This window comes from Pseudomonas sp. C11, from assembly GCF_034683865.1.
GTDB lineage: Bacteria > Pseudomonadota > Gammaproteobacteria > Pseudomonadales > Pseudomonadaceae > Aquipseudomonas.
This window is the reverse complement of the sequence record NZ_JAWIIP010000002.1, coordinates 211213-235884: the sequence shown is the minus strand read 5'-3', so window position 1 is coordinate 235884 and position 24672 is coordinate 211213. Positions and strand designations below refer to the sequence as shown.

Here is a 24672-nt window from a genome sequence, read left to right as displayed (position 1 = left end):
GATGCCCGGCCGCCTGCACCTGTACTGCCTGCCATATTCCGGTGCCAGCGCGATGACTTATGCGCGTTGGCGTCGTTCACTGCCGGCTTGGGTCGAGGTGTTGCCGCTGGAGTTGCCTGGGCGCGGTCGGCGCTTCAATGAACCCTTGCAGACCGATATGCAGGCGCTGGCCAATCAGCTCGCGGCTGAGCTGAGCGAGTCGCTCCGGCAGCCCTATGCACTGTTTGGCCATAGTCTCGGTGGTCTGCTGGCTTTCGAATTGGCCCATGCGCTGCGCCAGCTCGGCATGCCAGCTCCGCAGGCATTGTTCGCCTCGGCAGCGCCGGCGCCGTCGCGCCGCGAGACCCATCTCGAACTGGCGCAAGAGCTGAGCGATGAGCAGTTGCTGCAGCGTCTTCGATCCCTGGGGGGAACCCCTGCAGCCGTATTTGACGATGCGGAAATGCTCAGTCTGACCCTGCCGGTGCTGCGCGCCGATTTTCTCCTCTGTGGCCGTTATCGCTACTACCGGCGTGCACTGCTCGGTTGCCCGATCCATGTGCTGGGTGGCAAGGCCGATCGGGTGTCGGTGGATGCACTGGCAGCCTGGCAGGACGAAACCGCCGAGGACTTCTCGCTGGAGATGTTCGAGGGCGACCACTTTTTCATCAACGCCTGCGAACAGCAGTTGCTCGAGCACATGCTCGGCAAGCTGCGTGACGGTGGGCGCGATCTCCGGGCCACCGAGGCCTGAGAGGAGCATGCGATGACTTTCTTCTCCATCAAGCCCCTGCCTGAGTCACGTGGCGGCTTGCCGATGCTGGTGCAGGCTGAGGGCGGCGTCGACCTGCTGGCGAGCCAGCAGGGGCTGCGCGAGCTGATCGATCAACACCTGGAGCGCTGCGGTGGGGTGCTTTTGCGCGGTTTCGACGTGGGTGAAGCCGAGCGTTTTCGTGCGTTCGCCGCCGCATTCGGCGACCCATTGTTGAACTACGAATTCGGTTCCACGCCACGCAGTAACGTGACCGCTGGCGTCTACACCTCCACCGAGTATCCGCCGCACCAGCATATTCCGCTGCACAACGAGCAGGCCTATACCCGCGAGTGGCCGATGCGTATCTGGTTCTACTGCGTACAGGCTGCACAGAGTGGCGGGGAGACGCCGATTGCCGACAGCCGGGTGATTTACCGCCAGGTCGGTGAGGCGATCCGCCGTCGCTTCAGCGAGCGTGGGCTGATGTATGTGCGCAACTACGGCAATGGTCTGGACGTCGCCTGGGAGCAGGTATTCAACAGCAGCGACCGTGCGGTGGTCGAGGCTTACTGCCGGGCTCACCAGATCGATTGCGAGTGGAAGGACGACGGCGAACTGCGCACGCGTCAGCGCTGTCAGGCCGTGGCCCGCCATCCACGCACCGGCGACTGGGTGTGGTTCAACCAGGCGCATCTGTTCCACGTTTCCAACCTGCCCGCCGAGGTGCGCGAAAGCCTGCTGGAAATCGTCGATGAGGACGATCTGCCTCGCAACGTTTACTACGGAGATGGCAGTCCCATCGAAGAGTCCCTGCTCGATGACATACGCGGTGTGTTGGCCGAGGCCACGGTCAGCTTTCCCTGGTGCAGCGGCGACGTGCTGATGCTCGACAACATGCTGACTGCCCATGCTCGCGCGCCTTTCAGTGGCCCGCGCAAGGTCATCGTGGCCATGGCGCAAGGCCATGGCCTGGATCTGCTCTGAGCCCCCGAATATTCCATTTCACACGGCGGGTGCAGTGCACCCATCGCGATTCAAGGTGATGCCATGAATGATCGTTACGATGCTGCCACCAACCTGGTCGAGGCACTCGTCCAGCGTGCCGCTGAAACGCCGCGCGATATCGCCCTGCGCTTCATTGCCGAAGGGGTGGACGAAGCGCTGACCTACCGCGCGCTGGACGAGCGTGCGCGGGATCTGGCCGTCTGGTTGTTGCAACACGGCCAACCCGGTGATCGCGCCGTTTTGCTGATGCACAGCAGCGTCGAATACGTGGTGTCCTTCTTTGCCTGCCTGTATGCCGGCATCATCGCGGTGCCGGCGTACCCGCCGGAGTCGGTGCGCCCGCAGCACCTGGCGCGTTTGCAGGCCATTCTCGGTGACGCCGAACCGAGCCTGGTGCTGACCGATTCCAGCTTGCTGGAGGTTTTGCGTCCGGCCTGCCAGGTTGACGACAGTGCAGCGTCGCACCTGATCGCTGTCGACCACACGCCAGCCGGCCTGGGGCTGGCCTGGCGCATGCCGGAGTTGAGCGATGCGCATATCGCCTTCCTGCAATACACCTCGGGTTCCACCTCGACACCCAAGGGCGTGCAGGTCAGCCATGGCAACCTACTGGCCAACGAGCGGTTGATCCGTCATGGCCTGGGTATCGGTGCCGATGACGTGATGGTCAGCTGGCTGCCACTGTTTCATGACATGGGGCTGATCGGTGGGTTGCTGCAGCCGATCTACAGCGGTATTCCCTGCGTGCTGATGTCGCCGCGCTATTTCCTCGAACGTCCGCGCCGCTGGCTGGAGGTGATCTCCCGTTACGGTGGCACGGTCAGTGGCGGCCCGGATTTCGCCTACCGGCTGTGCTGTGAACGCATCGGCGAGACTGCCATGGAGGGACTCGATCTGAGTCGCTGGCGCCTGGCGTTCTCCGGTTCCGAACCGATTCGTCCGGACACCCTGGAGCGCTTCGCAGCAACCTTCGCGCGGGTGGGGTTCGATGCCGATGCGCTCTATGCCTCCTACGGCCTCGCCGAGGCGACGCTGTTCGTTGCCGGTGGCCGGCGTGGCAAAGGCATCGGTTTGCTGGAGGTTGATCCGACGGCACTGGCCGGTAACCTGGGGCGCCCCGGACGCGGCACCTTGCTGGTCAGTTGCGGGCATTTGCAGCCCGAGCACGAGGTGCAACTGGTCGATCCGCACAGCGGCGCATCGCTGGGGCCAGGACAGGTTGGCGAGATCTGGAGCAGTGGCCCCAGCGTTGCGCTGGGCTACTGGCGCAACCCCGAGGCCAGCGCGCGAGCCTTCGTCGAGCGCGATGGTCGCACCTGGCTGCGTACCGGCGACCTGGGCTTCCTGCACAACGATGAGCTGTACGTCACCGGGCGGCTCAAGGACATGATCATCGTGCGGGGCCAGAACCTCTACCCACAGGATCTGGAGCGCTGCGTCGAAGAAGACGTGGACGTGGTGCGCAAGGGCCGCGTTTCTGCATTCGCCGTGGAGCACAACGGTCGCGAGGGGATCGGTATCGCCGCCGAGATTGGCCGCAGCGTGCGCAAGTTGATACCGGCGGCAGCGCTGATCAAGGCCATCTCGGCGGCCGTGGCCGACAGCTTCCAGGAAGCGCCGCTGCTGGTGGCGCTGCTTGAGCCGGGCGCGTTGCCGAAAACCTCCAGCGGCAAGCTGCAACGTTCTGCGTGTCGCCAGCAACTGGCTGACGGCACTCTGGCGGCTTATGCGGTACAGCGTGCCGGGCAGTTGGTGGAAGGAGGGCAGGTGAGCACTGTTCGGCTGAGCGAGGCGGAGCAGGCCATGGCCGCCCTCTGGTGCGAGGTGCTGCAGGTGGAGAAGGTCGAACGTGACGACCACTTCTTCGTGCTCGGTGGCGATTCGGTGCGGGCGACCCAGTTGCTGGCACGCCTGCGTGAGCGCCATGGCCGGGCAGTCGAACCGCGTCTGCTGTTCGAGGCGCCGGTGCTGGGTGCCTTCGTCGCTGCGCTGGCCAGCCATGTTGCAGCCGCACCGGCCTGCGCCGAAGTGCCCTGTCTGGATCGCCGTGGCCCGTTGCCGCTGTCGCCGGCCCAGCGCCGTCTTTGGTTCCTCTGGAAACTGGAGCCGCACAGCCCGCTGTACCACATCGCCGGTGGCCTGACGTTGCGCGGTGAGCTGAATGTCGACGCCGCGCAACAGACATTCGTCGATCTACAGTTGCGTCATGAGACGCTGCGCAGTCGTTTTGTCGAGGAGGGCGATGGCGAGGTGCGCCTGCACCTGGCCGACGTCGCGCCTGTGCCGTTCAGCCAGATCGATCTGAGTGGCCAGCCGAGCGTGGCCGAAACCGATGCGCAGCAGTTCGCTGCCGAACCCTTCGATCTGGCCCGCGGCCCGTTGCTGCGCCTGCGTCTGCAGCGCCTGGGCGAAGGCCGTCAGACGCTGCTGTTGTGCGTGCACCACATCATCGCCGATGGCGCCTCGCTGAACCTGCTGCTGGAGGAATTCGCGGCGTGCTATGCGGCGCGTCTGCAAGGTCAGGCCGCGCAGCTGCCGCAACTGAGCCATCAGTACGTCGATATCGCCGCCGCTCAACAGCAGAGGCTGGACAGCGGGGCGAGCGCACGCCTGCTGCAGTGGTGGCGCGCACGCTTGGGTGAAGAGCACCCGCCGCTGGAGCTGCCTTACGCTCTGAACGAGACAGCAGGGCCAGGCGGGCGACGTGCTGCGTTTATCGAACAGCGTCTCGACGATGCCTTGAGCAACGACTTACGGCGCCTGGCCCAACAACACGGTGTGACCCTGGCCATGCTGCTGCTGGCCGCTTTCAACCTGTTGTTGCAGCGCTTTACCGGTCAGCAGGATCTGCGTATCGGTCTTACCCAGGCCGGGCGTGAGCAGCTCGCCAGCGAGCGCCTGGTGGGGTTCTTCGTCAATCTGCTGGTGTTGCGCAGTGACCTGTCGACCAACCCGAGCCTGAGCGCACTGTTGCGCCAGGTGCGCGATGGGTTGCTGGAAGCCCAGGCGCATCAGGAGCTGCCGTTCGAACAACTGGTGCAGGCGTTGCAGCCCGAACGCGGCCACGGGCGCCATCCGCTGTGTCAGGTGGCGTTCGACCATCAGGTACGAGGAGAGGTGGCGTTGCAGGGGCTGAACGTGGAAGGTCTGCGTCAGACCGACCTGGAAACCCCCTTCGACCTGGTGTTGCGTGTGCGCGAGAGTCGCGCCGGCCTCGAACTGAGCTTCTGTTTCGCCGCCGAACGCTATTGCGCTACTGGCATGGCGCGCATGGCCGAGCAGTTCCTCGCGCTGCTGCGCGCACTGCCGACACAACCAGCGGACGCACCGCTGGAGGCGTGTGCCTGGCTCGACGAAGCACTGTGGCACCGTGCAGTACCCGCCAGCGCCGACGCGTTCGAGCCTCTGGCGGCGCGCATCGCAGCCCAGGCTGCCGCCCAGCCCGAGGCCATCGCCGTGCTGGATGAGCAGCGCAGCCTGAGCTTCGCCGAGCTGGATGCGCGCGCCAACCGTCTGGCTCAGGCGCTGGTGGCGGCGGGTGTCGGCCCCGAGGCGCGGGTCGGCGTGGCCCTGCCGCGCGGCGTGGACATTCCGCTGGCCCTGCTGGCCGTGATGAAGGCTGGCGGCGCCTACGTGCCGCTGGATGTGGATCACCCGCGCGAGCGCCTGGCCTGGCTGATCGAGGATGCCGGCATCGGCTGGTTGATCAGTCAGTCCACGCTGGCCGAGAAGCTGCCGATTGGCGAGTCGGTGCAGCGCCTGGATCTCGACCGTTTCGATGATGCCGCCTGGCCGGCGCGATGCCCGGCTTCCCGCGTTCATCCGGCCAACCTGGCTTACCTGATCTACACCTCCGGCTCCACTGGCCAACCCAAGGGCGTTGCCGTGGCGCATGGCGAGATTGCCGCACACTGTCGCGCCATCGGTGAGCGCTATGCGATGCAGCCGAGCGACCGCGAGCTGATCTTCATGTCGTTCGCCTTCGACGGTGCCCATGAGCGCTGGCTCACCGCGCTGAGCCACGGCGCCAGTCTGCTGATTCGCGGTGATGCGTTGTGGACGCCGGAGCAGACCCTGGAGCGCCTCAAACAGCATCAGGTGACGGTTGCCGCCTTCCCGCCGGCCTTCCTGCAGCAATTGGCCGAGCAGGCGGCGCGCCTCGGCCATGCGCCGAGCATGCGCATCTACTGCTTCGGTGGTGACGCGGTGCCGGAAGCGGCATTCGAGCTGGCACGGCGCAGCCTCAAGGCGGAGCACCTGATCAATGGCTACGGGCCGACCGAAACCGTGGTCACGCCCCTGTTGTGGAAGGCCGATGCGGCCAGCCGTTGTGGCGCTGCTTACGCGCCCATCGGCGAGGCCGTGGGTGCTCGCGATCTGTACGTGCTCGACGAGCACCTGCAGCCGCTGCCGCGCGGTGTGGCCGGTGAGCTATACATCGGCGGCGAGCTGTTGGCGCGTGGTTATCATCAACGTCCAGGCATGACCGCCGAGCGCTTCGTCGCCGACCCCTTCGGCATGGCGGGTGGCCGTCTCTACCGTACCGGCGACCGTGTGCGCTGGCGTGAAGATGGCGCATTCGATTACCTCGGGCGCGTCGATCAGCAAGTCAAGATTCGCGGCTTCCGCATCGAGCCGGGCGAGGTCGAAGCACGCTTGCGCATGCTCGATGGCGTCAGCGAAGCGGCGGTGGTTTGTCGTGATGGCGCGGCGGGGCGCCGGCTGGTGGCCTACGTGGCGCCGCTGCAGGCGACCGAGGCGCTGAAGGCGGCGCTGCGCGAGCAACTGCCCGAGTACATGGTGCCCACGCAGATCATCGCGCTGGCGCAGCTGCCGCTGAACGTCAATGGCAAGATCGACCGTAAGGCCCTGCCCGACGTGGCAGAGGTCAATGACAATTACAGCGCGCCGCGCGAGGGTCTGGAAGCCCAGCTCGCGGATCTCTGGGCCGAGCTGCTCGAGCTGCCGCGAGTCGGCCGCGAGGATGACTTCTTCGAGCTCGGTGGCCATTCGCTGTTGGCGACCCGGTTGGTCTCGCGGATACGCCAACGCCTCGCCGTCGAGTGTCCGTTGCCGATGATCTTCGAGGCCTCGCGGCTGGATACCTTCGCCGCCCGTGTGGCGGCGCTCGCTGCCCCCGACAGCCGCCCGCCACTGCGCAGCGTGCCGCGTGATGGCGCGCTGGCGCTGTCCCCGGCGCAGGCGCGCCTGTGGTTCTTCTGGCAGATGGAGCCGCACAGTGCCGCCTACAACGTCCCCGGTGCCCTGCGTCTGCGCGGCGCGCTGGACGAAGCCGCGCTGCGCCAGGCATTCGTTGCGCTGATGGCGCGTCACGAGACCCTGCGCACCACCTTCGACGAGTGCGACGGCGAGCCGTGCCAGGTCATCCATGCGCGGATGGAACTGCCCATGGTGCGCCTGGATCTGTCCGCCCACGGTGATGCCGAGGCTCAGGCCCATCGCCTGGCTGAAGAGGAGGCCGGACGCCCGTTCGACCTGCGCGACGGCCCGCTGCTACGCCTGACGCTACTGCGTCTGGGCGCAGAGGATCATGTGCTGCTGCTGACCCTGCACCATATCGTCTCCGATGGCTGGTCGATCCGTGTGCTGATGGATGAGTTCGCTGCGCTGTACAGTGCAGCGCTGGCGGGCAATCAGGCCACGTTGCCGGCGCTGCCGGTGCAGTACGCCGACTACGCCCAGTGGCAACGCAGCCTGCTCGCCGGTGGCGAGGGCGAGCGACAGTTGGCCTGGTGGGTGCAGCGACTGGGACGGGACAATCCGCGTCTCGATCTGGCATGCGACCGTCCACGTCCGGCGCAGCAGAGCTACCGTGGCGGCAGTCTCGGCTTCGAGCTGGACGCGGCGCTGAGCGACCGCCTCAGAGCATTGGCGCGCAGCCAGGACGTCACGCTGTTCATGTTGCTGCTGGGCGCTTATGGCGTCTTGCTGCGCAGTTGCAGCGGCCAGAGCGATCTGCGTATCGCGGTGCCGGTCGCCAACCGCCAGCAACTGGAAACCGAAGGGCTGATCGGCTTCTTCGTCAACACCCTGGTCTATCCCTGCCAGGTCGATGCACAGGTCTCCTTCAGCGATCTGCTGGCCACGCTCAAGCCGCTGGCGCTCGGTGCCCAGGCGCATCAGGACGTGCCGTTCGAACAACTGGTCGAGGCGCTGCAACCGGAGCGTAGCCTGGCCTGGAACCCGCTGGCACAGGTCAAGTTCAACTTCGGTTTCGACGTCAGCCGCCTGCCGGATGCCGGCCCGCTGAAGCTGCAGCTGTTCAGCGAACAGCAGTACGGTGCGCGTTTCGATCTGGCCCTGGACATGGCCGAGGCCAGCGAGGATGGCCATCTGCGCGGCAGCTTCGTCTTCGCCCAGGATCTGTTCGATGCCAGCACGGTGGCGCGCATCGTCGCCACCTTCACCTGGCAACTGGAACAACTCTGTGCCCGGCCATTCGAGCCACTCAAGCAACTGCCACTGGCTCCAGCCGAACTGCGTTCGGAGCTGGCCGGCGAGCGCCGTCCATGGCCGGCCGCCGATGTGCTGCAACTGTTCAACCGACAGTGCGCGGCACGTCCGGACGAAATGGCGGTCGAGGCCTGGGATGGCCAATACCGCTATGCCGAGCTGGATGCGGCGGCCAATCGTCTGGCCAACGCCTTGCGCGCCCAGGGTATCGGTGCGGGTGAGCGCGTCGCGCTATGCCAGGCGCGCGGTGCGCGCTGGCTGCTGATGCTGCTGGGGGTACTTAAGTCCGGTGCTGCCTACGTGGCGCTCGATCCGGCATTGCCGGCCGCGCGTTTGCAGCAACTGCTGGCCGAGAGTGGCGCGCGCTGCGTACTGGTGAGCGAGCACGAAACGGCTGCGCTGTTCCCGGATCAGGCATTGTTGGTCGAGGCCAGCGGACCGCTGGACTGTGCGGCGCAGGCGCCCGCCGTGGTCATCGATCCGACCAGCCCGGCCTATGTGATCTTCACTTCCGGCTCCAGTGGTCAGCCCAAAGGCGTGGTGGTCAGCCATGGCGCCCTGGCCAACTACGTGCAGGGCGTGCTGACACGCTTGGATAGCCGGCCCGGTGAGGGCTGGGCGATGGTGTCGTCGGTGGCGGCAGATCTCGGCCATACCAGCCTGTTCGGTGCGCTGTGCAGTGGCGGGCGACTGTGCCTGGCCAGTGCCGAGGAGGTGGCCGACGCCGAGCGTTTCGCCGCCTTCATCCAGGCGCGTGCGGTGGCTGTGCTGAAGATCGTGCCCAGTCATCTCAGTGGTCTGCTGGCTGCTGCGCCACAACCGGCCGAGGTATTGCCGTCGCGCCTGCTGGTGCTTGGTGGCGAAGCCAGCGGCGCGCCGCTGTTGGGCCGGTTGCGTGAGTTGGCGGCTGATCTGCGTGTGGTCAATCACTATGGCCCGAGCGAAACCACGGTGGGCGTGCTGACCCATGAATGGCGCCTCGGTGATGCCCTGCCGCAAGGCAATCTGGCCATCGGCCGGGCGCTGCCCAATATCCGCGTGCGGGTGGTCGACGAGCAACTCGTCAGTCTGCCGCTTGGCGTGCCGGGTGAGTTGCTGATTGCCGGTGCCGGTCTGGCCGACGGCTACCTCGGCCAGCCGCAACTGACGGCGGAGCGTTTCATCCAGCTCGAGGGTGAACGCTATTACCGCAGTGGCGACCGCGTACGCCTGTGCGCCGATGGTGAGATCGAATTCCTCGGTCGCCTCGACGAGCAGGTGAAGATCCGCGGATATCGGGTGGAGCCGGCCGAGCTGGCGCAGGTGCTCAGACGCCTGCCAGGTGTACGCGATGCTCTGGTGCTGGCCGAGCGCGAAGGCGATGGCCCGATGCGCCTGCTGGCCTGGTGCGTGGCCGATGGCGAGGCTGAAGTGCTGCGCCAGGCGCTGGCCGCCCAGGTGCCGGACTACCTGCTGCCGGCGTACCTGATGCTGCTGCCAGCCTTGCCGGTGACGGCCAATGGCAAGGTCGATCGCCAGGCCCTGCTGCGCCCGGACGTGGCTGCCAAGCCGCGCGAGGAGGCGCCGCTGAGCGAACTGGAAAGCCAGTTGGCGACGATCTGGCAGGCCGTGCTCAAGGTCGAACGAGTAGGCGCCGAAGACAACTTCTTCGAGCTGGGTGGCGACTCCATCCTCAGCCTGCAGATCATTGCGCGCATCCGCAAACTGGGCTTCAAGCTCAGTCCCAAGCAGTTGTTCGAGCGGCAGACCGTGCGCCAACTGGCGCTGTGGCTGCAAACACGTGAGGTGCCGGCAGTTGCCACGGCGCCTGCCATCATCAACGCACCGCTCGACAGCAGTGCGCCGCTGGCCCCGGTGCAGGCGCGCTTCTTCGAGCGTGTACCGGCTGCGCTGCGTCATCACTGGAATCAGGCGATCCTGCTGGAGGCCAGCGAGCCGCTGGATCTCACCGCACTGGAGCGTACGCTGCATGCCTTGCTGCAATGCCACCCGGCGTTGCGCCTGCACCTGGATGGCGAGCAAGCGCGTCTGCGTATCGCGGAGATGGGGGCGCTCGACCTGACGCTGCTCTGGCGCCGCCATGCGGCTGATCGGCAGACGCTCGAGCGCCTGTGTGACGAAGCGCAGCGCAGCCTGGATCTGCGTCACGGCCCATTGCTGCGGGCGATGCATGTCAGCCTGGACGAGGGGGGTGAGCGCCTGTTGCTGGTGATCCATCACCTGGCGGTGGATGGCGTCTCCTGGCGGGTGCTGCTGGACGACTTGCACGCTGCCTATCGCGCCATCCGCGCCGGTCAGCCTGCCGCCTTGCCGGCTGAAGGCGACTCCCATGCCGTCTGGGCTGCCCGCCAGCAGGCGTTGACGAAGAGCCCGGCACTGGCTGCCGAACTGCCGTACTGGCTGGCGCAACTGGCCGATGCTCCGGCGATTCCCCAGGCCGACAGCCATGCAGCGGTCACCTGGCGCGAGGCACGGCAGCGCCAGGTCGCTCTGGACGCTGACGCCACCGCCGAACTGCTTGGCCCGGTGCTGGCGGCGCAACGTCTGCGCATCAATGACCTGCTGCTGACGGCGGTCGGCCGCGCCCTGTGCCACTGGACGGGGAGCGAGGAGGCCTTGCTGGAAGTGGAGGGCCATGGTCGCGATGCTTTCGATGAGGGCGAACCGCTGGAGCTGTCGCGTACCGTTGGCTGGTTCACCAGCCTTTATCCGCTGCGCCTGCGCCCGACTGGCGAACCGGGTGCGGCACTGCGCGCGGTCAAGGAACGCATCCGTGGTGTGCCGCGTGCCGGCATCGGCTACGGCGTGCTGCGCTACCTGAGCGAGCATGGCCAGACGCTGCAAGCAGCGGGGCAGGCGCGTGTCACCTTCAACTACCTGGGGCAGTTCGACCAGCAATTCACCGGCGATTCCGTGCTGCGCCCGGCCAGCGAGTCGGCTGGCCATAGCCAGCCGGAGAATGCTCCGCTGGGCAACTGGCTGGTGATCAATGGCCGCATCCTGGGCGGACGTCTGGGGTTGGAACTGACCTATAGCCAGGCCATGTTCCCGGCCGAGGCGATCGATGCCCTTGTGCAGGGGTTGGAGCAGGCGCTGCATGAGCTGCTGGCCCATGTGCGCATCGCCACGCCGCGTCTGTCGCCGAGCGACGTGCCGTTGGCGGGCGCGGATCAGGCCACGCTGGACAGCCTCGATCTGCCGGTGGGTGAGCTGGACGATCTCTATCCGTTGTCGCCCATGCAGCAGGGACTGTTGTTCCATGCGCTCGACGTGCCGGGCTCCGGTCTTTACGTCAACCAGTTGCGGGTCGACCTGGATGGCTTGGATGCGCCGCGCTTCATTGCCGCGTGGCGGCAGGTTGTGGCGCGTCATGCCGTGCTGCGCAGCGGCTTCCTGCTTACCGAAGCGGGTGTGCCATTGCAGTTCGTGCTGCGTCATGCCGAGCTGCCGGTGCGTGAGCACGACTGGCGCTCACGCGCTGCCGCGCCTGACGCCCTGGATGCACTGGCCGCAGCCGAACGGGCCGAAGGCTTCGACCTCGCTGTACCGCCGCTGCAGCGTCTGACCCTGGTGCGCCTCGGTGAGCGCCGCTACCACCTGCTGTGGACCTGCCACCATCTGATCGCCGACGGCTGGAGTAGCGCTCGGCAAGTGGGTGAGGTGCTGGCGCTCTACCGCGGTGAAACACTGCCGGCGCAGCCTGGCCAATACCGCGACTACATCGCCTGGCTGCAGGCTCAGGATGCCGCCGCTGGCGAGCGCTTCTGGCGCGAGCGCATGGCCGCGTTCGACGAGCCGACCCTGCTGGCGGGTGCGTTGGGGCAGGCCGCCGCAGAGCCTGCGCGTGAAGTGCATGGCTGCTTGAGCGTCGAGCTGACGCAGAGGTTGCAGCAGTTTGCCCAGGCGCAGCGTGTGACTCTCAACACCCTGCTGCAGGGCGCCTGGCTGCTGCTTCTGCAGCGTTACACCGGGCAGGTGAGACCCTGCTTCGGGGCTACCGTCGCCGGGCGTCCGGCTGAGTTGCCGAACGCGGAAAGTCTGCTCGGGCTGTTCATCAATACCCTGCCGATTGCCCATGAAATCCAGCCGCACTGGGCCGTTGGCGACTGGCTGCGCGACTTGCAGGCACTCAATCTGCAAGCACGCGAGTTCGAGCACAGCCCGCTGCACGACATCCAGCGCTGGGCCGGCAAGCCGGGCCAGGCGTTGTTCGACAGCATCCTGGTGTTCGAGAACTTCCCCATGGACAGCGTGCTTGCCGGCGGCGGTGACAGCCTGCGCGTACTCGACCAGCGCCCGGTCGAGAGCACCCATTTCGCCCTGGCCCTGGTGGCCAGCGCGGGCGAATGCCTGGATATCCGTTACGCCTACCGTGCCGACCGCCTGGCGCCTAGCCAGGTAGAGCAGTTGCGTGAGCATTTCGAACGTCTGCTGCTGGCCCTGGCCGAGGGTGCTGAGCGCCGTCTGGGGGATCTGCCGATGCTGGCAGGCGCAGAACGCGAGCAACTGTTGGGTGGTTGGAACGCCACCGAGGCGGCGTTCCCCGCTGACGTGCAACTGCAAACCCTGCTGCAACAGCAGGCCACGCAAACCCCGGACGCCCTGGCGTTGCAGTTCGGCGCGCAGCGCCTGAGCTATCGCGAGCTGCACCAGCGCGCCAACCAGCTGGCACGCTGGCTGCGCGCTCAAGGTGTGGGCCCGGATGTGCTGGTGGGCGTGGCGGCCGAGCGCAGCGTCGAGCTGGTGGTGGCCTTGCTGGCCATCGTCAAGGCCGGTGGCGCCTATGTGCCGATGGATCCGGATTACCCGCATGACCGTCTGCAGCACATGCTGGACGACAGCGGTGTGACGCTGCTGCTGACCCAGGCGCATCTGCGTGATGCGCTGCCAGCCTCGAACGCCCGGACGTTCTGCCTGGATAGCGACTGGCCAGAAGTGGAAGGACTGGAGACGAGCGATCTGCCCGTTCAGGGCACGCCGGACAACCTGGCCTACCTGATCTACACCTCCGGCTCGACCGGCAAGCCCAAGGGCGCCGGCAACAGCCATCAGGCGTTGATCAACCGCCTGCACTGGATGCAGAAGGAATACGGCCTGACGCCGGCTGACCGCGTGCTGCAAAAGACCCCGTTCAGCTTCGACGTGTCGGTGTGGGAGTTCTTCTGGCCGCTGCTGACTGGCGCGGCGCTGGTGGTGGCCGAGCCAGGCGCGCACCGTGATCCGCTGGCGCTGCGCCAGGTGATCAATGATGGCGAGGTCAGCGTGCTGCACTTCGTACCCTCGATGCTGCAGGCCTTCGTTGCTTCGGGCGAACTGGAGCACTGCCCGTCACTCAAGCAGGTGATGTGCAGCGGCGAGGCCTTGCCCTACGAGTTGCAACAGCAGTTCCGCCAGCGCCACAGCGCCAAGCTGCACAACCTCTATGGCCCTACCGAAGCGGCCATCGACGTCAGCTACTGGGCGTGTGACGAGGAGAACGAGCGGCACATCGTGCCCATCGGCCGGCCCATCGACAACCTGCGCCTGTACATCCTCGACACCTGGCTGGAGCCGGTGCCGCAAGGCGTGGCGGGTGAGCTGTATATCGGCGGCGTTGGTCTGGCGCGGGGGTATCACGCGCGTCCGGGGCTGACTGCCGAGCGCTTTGTCGCCGATCCCTTTGCTGGTTTATATGGCCAGGCGGGCCAGCGCCTGTATCGCACCGGCGACCTGGCGCGCTGGCGGGCGGACGGTGCCATCGAATACGTCGGGCGGATCGACCATCAGGTGAAGATCCGTGGCCTGCGTATCGAACTGGGCGAGATCGAAGCGCGTCTGCAGGCGCACCCGCAGGTGGAAGAAGCGGTGGTGGTGGCGCGCGACACGCCGCAGGGCAAGCAACTGGTGGGCTACGCCGTGGCCGGTTGCGATGGCGAGGCACTGCGCCAGGCGCTGGCCGAGCAGTTGCCGGAGTTCATGGTGCCGGCGCGCATCCTGGTACTGGATGCCATGCCGCTGTCACCGAACGGCAAGCTGGATCGCAAGGCCTTGCCGGCGCCGGAGTTCGGTACTTCGGCTGTGGGTTACGTGGCACCACGCAATGATCTGGAGCGTGAGCTGGCGGCGATCTGGGCGCAGGTGCTGCAGGTCGAGCGGGTCGGTATCCACGACGACTTCTTCGAGCTGGGCGGGCATTCGCTGTTGCTGACTCAGGTCGGCATGACCCTGCGCAATCGCCTGGGCGTGACGCTGCCGCTGCATGCGTTGTTCGAGTTGAGTTCCATCCAGGCATTGGCCAGCCACCTGCAGGCGCAACGTGATAGCGCGCCCTCGCAAGAGGCCGAGCTGGAGCTGATGGACGAATTGCTGGGCGAGCTGGAGAACCTCTGATGACCATGCTGGATGCACAACTGCGCACCGTTGCCGAACGCCTGGCGGCGCTCCCTGAAGAAAAGCAACTGACCTTCCTGCAGCAACTGCGAGAGAAGGGCGTGAGCCTGGAGCGCCTGCCGATCACGCGTCAGCCCTGTGAGCGTGCGCCCCTGTCGCCGGCGCAGAGCCGCTTGTGGTTCCTCTGGCAGATGGAGCCGCACAGTGCGGCCTACAACATTCCGGCGGCCTTGCGCATGCGTGGCGCCCTGGATCACAAGGCTCTGCGTCAGGCTTTCGAGGCATTGGTGGCGCGCCACGAGAGTCTGCGCACGCTGTTTCGTGAGGAAGGTGGCGAGCCATTGCAGGTGATCCTGCCAACGCTGCCTCTGGCCATGCTGGAGGAAGACCTTTCCGCTCTGCCGTCAGACTCGCGTGAGACCGCTGCACGTGAGCGCCTGGAACAGTTGGCGCGGCAGCCTTTCGATCTTGCCAATGGCCCGTTGCTGCGCCTGCACCTGCTGCGATTGAGCGATAGCGAGCACCTGTTGCTGCTGAACCTGCACCATATCGTCTCCGATGGCTGGTCGATGGGCGTGCTCATCGATGAGTTCGCCAGCCTCTATGGCGCCTGTGTCACCGGTCATGAAGCCAACCTGCCGCCGCTGCCGATTCAGTACGCCGACCATGCGCGCTGGCAGCGGTTGTGGATGGCGGCGGGGGAGGAGCAGCGTCAGCTCGAGTATTGGACGCAACGCATCGGCGATCCGTCGCTGCTGCTGAGCCTGCCCAGCGACCGGCCACGCCCGCCGGAACAGAGTTACCGGGGCGCCACGCTGGACTTCCAACTGCCCACGGCGTTGGTGAGCGAGCTGCGCAGCCTGGCGCGTAGCCAGGGGGCCAGCCTGTTCATGGTGCTGCTGGCAGCATTCGAGGTTCTGCTGGTGCGCTACAGCGGCCAGCGCGAACTGCGTATCGGCGTGCCGGTGGCCAACCGTGGTCGGGCCGAGTGCGAGCGCCTGGTGGGCTTTTTCGTCAATACTCAGGTGCTGTGCGGCGAAGTCGAGGAGAGCGCTTCCTTCGTCGAGCTGCTCGGCGCGGTACGCCAGGCCGTCTTGGAGGCACAGGCCCATCAGGAACTGCCCTTCGAGCGGTTGGTGGAGGCCCTGCAACCTGAGCGTAGCCTGAGCCACAACCCGCTGTTTCAGGTGGCCTGCAACCATTTGCCCAGCGCGCAGGATGCCTTGTGCGAACTGCCCGTTGCCGATGGTGGGGCACTGACGATGGAACCTCTGCAACTGGCGACCGGCATCGCCAAGTTCGATCTGATGTTGCAGACCGAGGAGAGCCGTGAGGATGCGGTGCGTGGGCAGTTCGCCTATGCCAGTGATCTGTTCGAGGCGGCCACCATCGAGCGTCTGTGTGGTCACTTCCTCAACTTGCTGAAGGCATTGGCGGCCGACCCGCAGTGCCCGGTGGGGCGTCTGCCCATGCTGGCAGGCGCGGAGCGCGAGCAACTGCTGGGTGGCTGGAATGCCACCGAAGCGGCGTTCCCCGCTGACGTGCAACTGCAAACCCTGCTGCAACAGCAGGCTATTCAAACGCCGGACGCCCTGGCGCTGCAGTTCGGCGCGCAGCGCCTGAGCTATTGCGAGCTGCACCAGCGCGCCAACCAGCTGGCACGCTGGCTGCGCGCGCAAGGTGTGGGCCCGGACGTGCTGGTGGGCGTGGCGGCCGAGCGCAGCGTCGAGCTGGTGGTGGCCTTGCTGGCGATCGTCAAGGCCGGTGGCGCCTATGTGCCGATGGATCCGGATTACCCGCATGACCGTCTGCAGCACATGCTGGACGACAGTGGTGTGACGCTACTGCTGACCCAGGCGCATCTGCGTGATGCGCTGCCAGCCTCGAACGCCCGGACGTTCTGCCTGGATAGCGACTGGCCAGAAGTGGAAGGACTGGAGACGAGCGATCTGCCCGTTCAGGGCACGCCGGACAACCTGGCCTACCTGATCTACACCTCCGGCTCGACCGGCAAGCCCAAGGGCGCCGGTAACAGCCACCAGGCGTTGATCAACCGCCTGCACTGGATGCAGAAGGAATACGGCCTGACGCTGGCTGATCGCGTGCTGCAAAAGACCCCGTTCAGCTTCGACGTGTCGGTGTGGGAGTTCTTCTGGCCGTTATTGACTGGCGCGGCGCTGGTGGTGGCTGAGCCGGGTGCGCACCGCGACCCGCTGGCCCTGCGCCAGGTTATCAATGAGGGCGAGGTCAGCGTGCTGCACTTCGTGCCGTCGATGCTGCAGGCCTTCGTTGCCTCCGGCGAGCTGGAGCACTGCCCGTCCCTCAAGCAGGTGATGTGCAGCGGCGAGGCGCTGCCCTATGAGCTGCAACAGCAGTTCCGTCAGCGCCACAGCGCCAAACTGCACAACCTCTATGGCCCTACCGAAGCGGCCATCGACGTCAGCTACTGGGCGTGTGAGGAGGAGAACGAGCGGCACATCGTGCCCATCGGCCGGCCCATCGACAACCTGCGCCTGTACATCCTCGACACCTGGCTGGAGCCGGTGCCGCAGGGCGTGGCCGGCGAGCTGTATATCGGCGGCGTTGGTCTGGCGCGTGGTTATCACGCACGACCGGGGCTGACTGCCGAGCGCTTCGTCGCCGATCCCTTTGGCGAAGGCGGGCGCCTGTATCGCACCGGTGACCTGGCGCGCTGGCGGGCGGACGGTGCCATCGAATACGTCGGCCGTATCGATCATCAGGTGAAGATCCGTGGCCTGCGTATCGAACTGGGCGAGATCGAAGCGCGTCTGCAAGCGCACCCGCAGGTCGAAGAAGCGGTGGTGGTGGCGCGCGATACGCCGCGTGGCAAGCAACTGGTGGGCTACGCCGTGGCCGCTTGCGACGGTGAAGTACTGCGCCAGGCGCTGGCCGAGCAGTTGCCGGAGTTCATGGTGCCGGCGCGCATCCTGGTACTGGATGCCATGCCGCTGTCACCGAACGGCAAGCTGGATCGCAAAGCATTGCCGGAGCCGGAGTTCAGCGCCGTTCAGGCCGATTACCAGGCCCCGGAAACGCCGCATGAGCGGCTGCTGGCCGAGATCTGGCAAAGCGTGCTGGGCGTGGCCCAGGTGGGGCGTGAGGATAATTTCTTCGAACTGGGTGGCGACTCCATCGTTTCCATTCAGGTGGTCAGCCGTGCCCGTCAGGCCGGTTTGCAACTGACCCCCAAGGACATGTTCCAGCACCAGAGTCTGCGTGCCCTGGCCTCTGTTGTTCGTGAGGCGGTGAGCGAGCCCGAGCAGGGGCCGGAGCAGGGCGAGACGACACTGCTGCCGATCCAGCGTCTGTTCTTCGCCACGCCCATGCCGCAGCGTGCGCACTGGAACCAGGCCGTGCTGCTGCATTGCCGCGAGACGCTGGACGCGCAGCGTCTGGCCGCAACCCTGACGGCGCTGCAGGCTCATCACGATGCCCTGCGCTTGCGCTTCGCTGCCGATGGTAGCCATGCCGTGCACGCCGAGCAGGTGGCTGCCGACGTGCTCTGGTTGCGCGAAGCGGCCGATGTCAGCGAGTTGGAGCGCCATTGCACCGCCGCGCAGCGTAGCCTCGACCTGGAGCGCGGCCCGTTGCTGCGCGCCATGCTGGTCAATATGGCCGATGGCAGCCAGCGCTTGCTGTTGGTCGTACACCATCTGGTGATCGACGGCGTGTCCTGGCGCGTGCTGCTGGAGGATCTGCAGGCGCATTACGACGGCCAGCCACTGCTGCCGCGCAGCAGCTCGTTCAAACGCTGGGCGCAGCGTCTGGTCGACCTTGCTGCCAGCCCCGAGCTGAGCGCCGAGCAGGATTATTGGCGGGCCCAGCTCGAAGCCAAGGCGCCGAGCTTGCCCGGCGCCCGCGCCGACGCCAGCCTGGCCGAACGTCATGCCCACACCCTGCGCCTGGAACTGGACGAGGGCGAAACCCGCGCTCTGCTGCAACAGGCGCCAGCGGCCTACCGCACCCAGGTCAACGACCTGCTGCTGACCGCCCTGGCCCGTGCCCTGTGTGCCTGGAGCGGGCAGGGCAGTGCCGCCGTACTGCTGGAAGGCCATGGCCGCGAAACGCTGTTCGACGATATCGATCTGAGCCGTACTCTGGGCTGGTTCACCAGCCTCTACCCGCTGCGCCTGCAGGCTGACGGCGAGCCGGGGGCGGCGATCAAGGCGGTCAAGGAGCAACTGCGTGCGGTGCCGCGTGGGGGGCTTGGCTATGGCTTGCTGCGCCATCTTGGCCAGGCGCTGGACGGGCTGCATGAACCCCGGGTGACCTTCAACTACCTGGGCCAGTTCGATGCCAGCTTCGCCAGCGATGCCCTGTTGCGTCTGGCCAGCGAAAGCGCCGGGGCGAATCGCGACGGCGACGCGCCGCTGGGCAACTGGCTGAGCATCGATGGTCAGGTGCTCGATGCGCGCCTGGGCCTGCGCTTTACCTTCAGCCGCGCGATGTTCGACGAGGCGCCGGTCATGCAACTGGCACAGCGTTACCTGACCGAGCTGCGCGCGCTGATCGCCCATTGCCTGATACCGGGCGCGGGTGGCGTTACACCAGCGGACTTCCCTCTGGCCGGTCTCGATCAGGCGCAGCTCGATACCCTCGACCTGCCCGCCGCTGCCATCGAAGATATCTACCCGCTGTCGCCGATGCAGCAGGGCATGTTGTTCCATGCCCTCGACAATCCCGGCTCCGGGCTCTACGTGAACCAGATCAGTGTGGCGGTCGAGCAGCTCGATCCGGCGCGTTTGCAGGCGGCCTGGGCGCAGGTGGTGGCGCGCCACGAAACGCTACGCAGCGGTTTTCTCTGGCAGGGTGGGCTGCGCCAGCCCTTGCAGGTGGTGCAGCGTCAGGTGCCGACCGAGGTGCGGGTGATCGAGGGCGAGACGGATGTCATCGCCTTCGCCGAGCGAGACCGCGCCGCAGGCTTCGATCTGGCCCGACCGCCGCTGCAGCGCATGAGCCTGCTGGCGCTGGGCGAGGGGCGCTGGCAACTGGTGTGGACCATGCACCACCTGGTCACCGATGGCTGGAGCGGTGCGCAACTGATCAAGGAGGTGCTGCAGGTCTATGCCGGCGAGCGTCTGCCTGCGCCGGTCGCACGCTACGCCGACTACATCGCCTGGCTGCAGCGCCAGGACGGCGACGCTGCCGAAGCGTTCTGGCGGCAGCGCCTGACCGGGCTGGACGAACCCTGTTTGCTGGCCGACAGCCTGCCGCGCCCCGCTGAAGGCAGTGGCCATGGCGTGACCTACAGCCATTACGATGCAGCGGCAACCGAGCGCCTGCGAGCCTTTGCCCGGCAGCAGCGCGTGACCCTCAACACCCTGTTGCAGGGTGCCTGGTTACTGCTGTTGCAGCGCTACACCGGCAAGCAGCGGGTCACCTTCGGCGCCACCGTTGCCGGGCGACCCACCAGCCTGGCGGGCGCCGAGACGCTACTGGGGCTGTTCATCAATACCCTGCCAGTGGTGCAGGCGCCGACGGCGGATGCTGGGCTCGGTGACTGGCTGCGAGCACTCCAGGCATACAACCTGGAGGTGCGCGAATACGAGCACACGCCGCTGTATGACATCCAGCGCTGGGCGGGTCATGGCGGCCAGGCGCTGTTCGATAGCATCATCGTGTTCGAGAACTACCCGGTGGACGAGGCGTTGCGGCGCGGAGGCGGCGACGGGCCGCGCTTCGGCGAGCTGGCGTCCAAGGACGTGACCAGCGTGCCGATGGATCTGGCCGTGCGCCTGGGCGAGGGAATGGAGATCGAATACCAGTACCTGCGCAGCCATTTTCATGAGGACGCGGTACTGCGTATCCGCGCCAACTTCGAGCAGATTCTTGCCGCCATGCTGCTGGGGGGCAAGCAGCGCCTCGGCGATCTCGATTGCCTGAGCACGCTCGAACACGAGGCGCACCAGCGTCTGCACGGTCAGGCGCCGCTGCCTACGGCATTCGAGCCGGTGCACCTGGCCATCGCCCGACACAACCGCGAGCGGCCGCAGGAGCCTGTGCTGATCGACGAGGCGGGGCGTCTTGATCGTCAGCGTCTGGAGCTGGACTCCAACCGCCTGGCCCAGCGGCTGATTGCCTTTGGCGTTGGCCTCGAGGTGCGCGTGGGCGTGGCCTTGCCGCGTGGTGTCGAGTTGCCGCTGGCGTTGCTCGCCGTGCTCAAGGCGGGGGGCGCCTACGTACCGCTGGACGCCGACTACCCGCGTGAGCGCCTGGCGTTCCAGATACAGGACGCTGGCATCACCTTGCTGCTGACCGACAGTCGCCTGCGTGAGCGCCTGCCTGTACCCGAAGGCGTGGTGTGCCTGGAGCTGGACAGGCTCGATCTCTCCGCAGAGTCCTGTGAGCTGCCCCAGATAACCGTGCAGCCCGGCAATCTGGCGTATCTGATCTACACCTCGGGTTCCACCGGCCAGCCCAAGGGCGTGGCCGTGGCGCATGGGCAGATCGCCGCGCACTGCCGCGCCATCGGCGAGCGTTACGCCATGACGGCGAAGGATCGCGAGTTGATCTTCATGTCGTTCGCCTTCGACGGTGCCCATGAGCGCTGGCTCACCACTCTCAGCCATGGCGGCAGTCTGCTGATCCGTGGGGAGGCGCTGTGGAGCGCCGAGCAGACCCTGGCGCAACTGCGCGAGCACCAGGTCACGGTCGCGGCCTTCCCGCCGGCTTATCTGCTGCAACTGGCCGATCAGGCCGCGCAGCTTGGCCATGTGCCGAGCATGCGCATCTATTGCTTCGGTGGTGATGCGGTGCCAGAAGCCGCCTTCGAGCTGGCGCGCCGTACCCTCAAGGCCGAGTACCTGATCAACGGCTATGGGCCGACCGAAACCGTGGTCACGCCGCTGCTGTGGAAGGCCGATGCGAGCACCCGTTGCCAGGCCGCCTATGCCCCCATCGGCCAGGCGGTCGGTGCGCGCCGGCTGTACATCCTCGACGCGCAGCTACGCCCGGTGCCGCTCGGCGTCGCCGGTGAGCTGTATATCGGCGGTGACTTGCTGGCGCGCGGTTATCACCAGCGACCGGGGCTGACCGCCGAGCGGTTCGTCGCCGATCCCTTCGGTGAGCCGGGCGCGCGTCTGTATCGCAGTGGCGATCTGGTGCGTGGTCGCGCCGATGGTGTCGTCGAGTACGTGGGGCGTATCGACCATCAGGTGAAGATCCGCGGTTTTCGCATCGAACTGGGCGAAATCGAGGCGCGCCTGCAGGCGCATGCGCAAGTGCGCGAAGCCGTGGTGGTGGCGCGCGAGGGAGGCAGCGGCAAGCAACTGATCGGTTATGTGGTCGGTGAGGTCGAGGGCGACGCGCTGCGCAGCTACCTGCGGGAGCAGCTACCGGACTATATGGTGCCGGCGCAGATCCTCAGGCTCGCGCGCATGCCGCTGTCACCGGCTGGCAAGATCGACCGCAAGGCGCTGCCGGAGCCGAACTGGCAGGGCGCGGGTTATGTGGCTCCGCGCAATGAGGCCGAGCGCATCCTGGCCGAAATCTGGGCGCAGGTGCTGCAGGTCGAGCAGGTCGGCATCCACGACAACTTCTTCGACCTGGGCGGGGATTCGATTCTCAGCCTGCAGGTTGTGTCGCGTGCGCGTCAGGCCCAGGGTCTTGGCCTGGAGCTGCGTTTGCGCGACCTGTTGCAGTACCAGAGTATCGCCGCCTTGCTGGAGCGTCCGCAGCAGGTCAGCGAACCCACGCCAACGCGGGTGACGGACATGGCCGAGGACGAAGAACACTTCGCCCTGCTGCCGATCCAGCAATGGCTGTTCGACCAGCATCTGCCCGAGCCCGACCATTTCAACCAGGCCTTGCTGCTGGCCTGCCATCGAGCGCTGGACGCCAGCCTGCTGGAGCAGGCGCTGCGCTTGCTGCTGGCCGAGCATGGCAGCCTGCGCCTGGCCTTCGCCAAGGGTGATGACGGTCAGTGGCGGCAGCGTTATTGCCAGCTCGACGAACTGGGGCTGGAGGCCGACCCGCTGCTCTGGCATCGACAACCGGGCGATGCCGACGAGGCGCTGACACTGGCCAACCGTGCACAGCGCAGCCTGGATATCGGTCAGGGTCGCTTGCTGCGGGCGGTCTACAGCGAGCTGGCCGATGGCAGTCGCCGCCTGTTGCTGGTGATCCATCACCTGGGTGTGGACGGCGTGTCCTGGCGGGTATTGCTGGAGGATCTGCAGCGGCTTTATGGGGCGCTGCAGCGCGGCGAAGCCCCGAGTCTGCCGCCGGCGTCCTGCAGCTATCGTCAGTGGGCGCACAGCTTGACGGCTTACGCCAGTCAGCCAAGCGTGCGCGAGGAGCTGCCGTACTGGCTGCAGCAGACTGCCAGCGAGGGGCTGGGTGAGCCACCGCGTGACAACCCTCGCGGCCGGGCTCAGGTGGCGCTGCGTGAACAGATCAGCCTGCGCCTGGATCGAGCCGCTACCACGCGCCTGCTCAAAGTCGCGCCGCACGCCTATCGCACGCAGATCAACGACCTGCTGCTGGCCGCCCTCGGCCGCGCCCTGTGTGGCTGGAGCGAGCAGCGTGCGGTGCTGGTCGGGCTGGAAGGGCACGGTCGCGAGGATCTGTTCGACGGCCTCGATCACAGCCGCACTCTGGGCTGGTTCACCAGCCTGTTCCCGGTGCGCCTGGAGACTGACGAGGGTGATTACGGCCAGGCCATCACGGCGCTGCGCCAACGTCTGCGTACGGTGCCGAACAAGGGCATCGGCTACGGCGTGCTGCGCTACCTGGCCGATGGCGAGACGCGCAGCAGGCTGGCCGCACGGGCGCAGCCACGAGTGACTTTCAACTACCTGGGCCAGCTCGACCAGAACGGCGAAGGCGACGCCCTGTTCAGCCTGCTCGATGAGCGGCCAGGCGATGCCTATGCCGCGAGCGCGCCGCTGAACAACTGGCTGGAAATCGTCGGTCAGGTGCACGACGGCGAACTGGCGCTGCGCTGCCTGTTCAGTCGGCGAGTATTCCGTCCCACCAGCATCGAACGCTTCATGGCGCTGTACGAGGCGCAGCTGCTGGCAGTCATCGATCATTGTTGCGCGCAAGTCGCGCAGGAGGCCCTTGCGCTATGAGTGTTGCCCTTTCTACTGCGCCCGGCGAATTGCACGCGGAAATCGCCGCCTATCTCGATATGGTCGACGAAGGCCGACGGGCAGGGCGGCAGGCACCGCACGAACTGCCGGTGGCACAGGCGCGTGCGGAGTTCGAGGCAGCTTCGCGCAGCTTGCCGCCATTCGCGCAGGCCTGTGCCGTGGAGCCACTGTCGCTGCCGGTGCGCCACGGTCAACTGGCCGCACGGCTGTATCGGCCGGCGCTGGCCAATGCGACGTTGCCAGTGCTGATCTACCTGCACGGCGGCGGCTATTGCATCGGCAGCCTGGACTCGCATGATGCGGTCTGTCGGCAACTGACCGTCAGCGCGCAGTGCGCGGTGTTGGCGCTGGACTATCGACTGGCGCCAGAGCATCCGTTTCCCGCTGCCCTGGAGGATGTGCGCGATGCCTGGAGCTGGCTGCAAGGAGACGGCTTGGCGCTGGGGCTGGATACGGCACGAGTGGCCGTGGGAGGGGACAGCGCCGGTGCGACCCTGGCCAGCGTGATTTGCGCCGAACTGGCGGCCACGCAGGGGGCCAAGCCGCGTGCGCAACTACTGTTCTATCCGGCGGTGGACGCACGCCAGGCCAGCGAATCCCAAGAATTGTTCGCCGAAGGCCACCTGCTGGAAAGCGCGACACTGGCCTGGTTCTACCAACACTACGTGCCACAGCCGGCGCAGCGTTGTGACTGGCGCTGCTCGCCGTTGCTGGCCGAGGGGCAATTGCGTGGCAGTGCGCCGGCGCTGCTGCTGATCGCCGAGTTCGACCCCTTGCTGGATGAGGGCCTGGCCTATGCCGAGCATCTACGCGAACAGGGTGTGGTCGTAGAGAGCCGGCTATGCCGTGGCATGACCCATGATTTCCTGCGCATGGCCGGGCTGGTGCCTGAGGTGCTGGAGTACTACGCGCAGGCGGCAGCGTTTCTGCGGCGCTGCTGGTAGGCATATCGATCAACGAAAGGCTGGTGCGCGTTGC

Annotated in this window: 5 protein-coding genes; all 5 read left to right on the top strand. The window is 66.6% G+C overall.

All coding sequences use genetic code 11. The features are described from left to right. Position 1: 1 nt before the first annotated feature. Entirely contained in the window at positions 2-733 is a 732-nt protein-coding gene (locus VC352_RS04130) for a thioesterase II family protein (protein ID WP_322978319.1), read from the top strand. Between the two features lie 12 nt (positions 734-745). After that, positions 746-1717 (top strand): TauD/TfdA family dioxygenase, encoded by a 972-nt coding sequence (locus tag VC352_RS04125; protein WP_322978318.1) that lies wholly within the window; start codon positions 746-748, stop codon positions 1715-1717. Positions 1718-1780: 63 nt separating this feature from the next. Further along, a complete protein-coding gene (locus tag VC352_RS04120; RefSeq protein WP_322978317.1) occupies positions 1781-14581 on the top strand; it encodes a non-ribosomal peptide synthase/polyketide synthase in 12801 nt (4266 codons plus the stop codon). Beyond that, positions 14581-23673 carry a non-ribosomal peptide synthetase gene (locus tag VC352_RS04115; RefSeq protein ID WP_322978316.1) on the top strand — a complete coding sequence of 3031 codons (9093 nt, stop codon included), beginning with the start codon at positions 14581-14583 and terminating at the stop codon, positions 23671-23673. Before VC352_RS04120 ends, VC352_RS04115 begins: the two co-directional genes overlap by 1 nt. Then, on the top strand, positions 23670-24638 hold the full coding sequence (locus VC352_RS04110; RefSeq protein WP_322978315.1) for an alpha/beta hydrolase: 969 nt from the start codon (positions 23670-23672) through the stop codon (positions 24636-24638). The genes VC352_RS04115 and VC352_RS04110 overlap by 4 nt, the downstream gene beginning before the upstream one ends. The last annotated feature ends 34 nt before the right edge of the window (positions 24639-24672 follow it).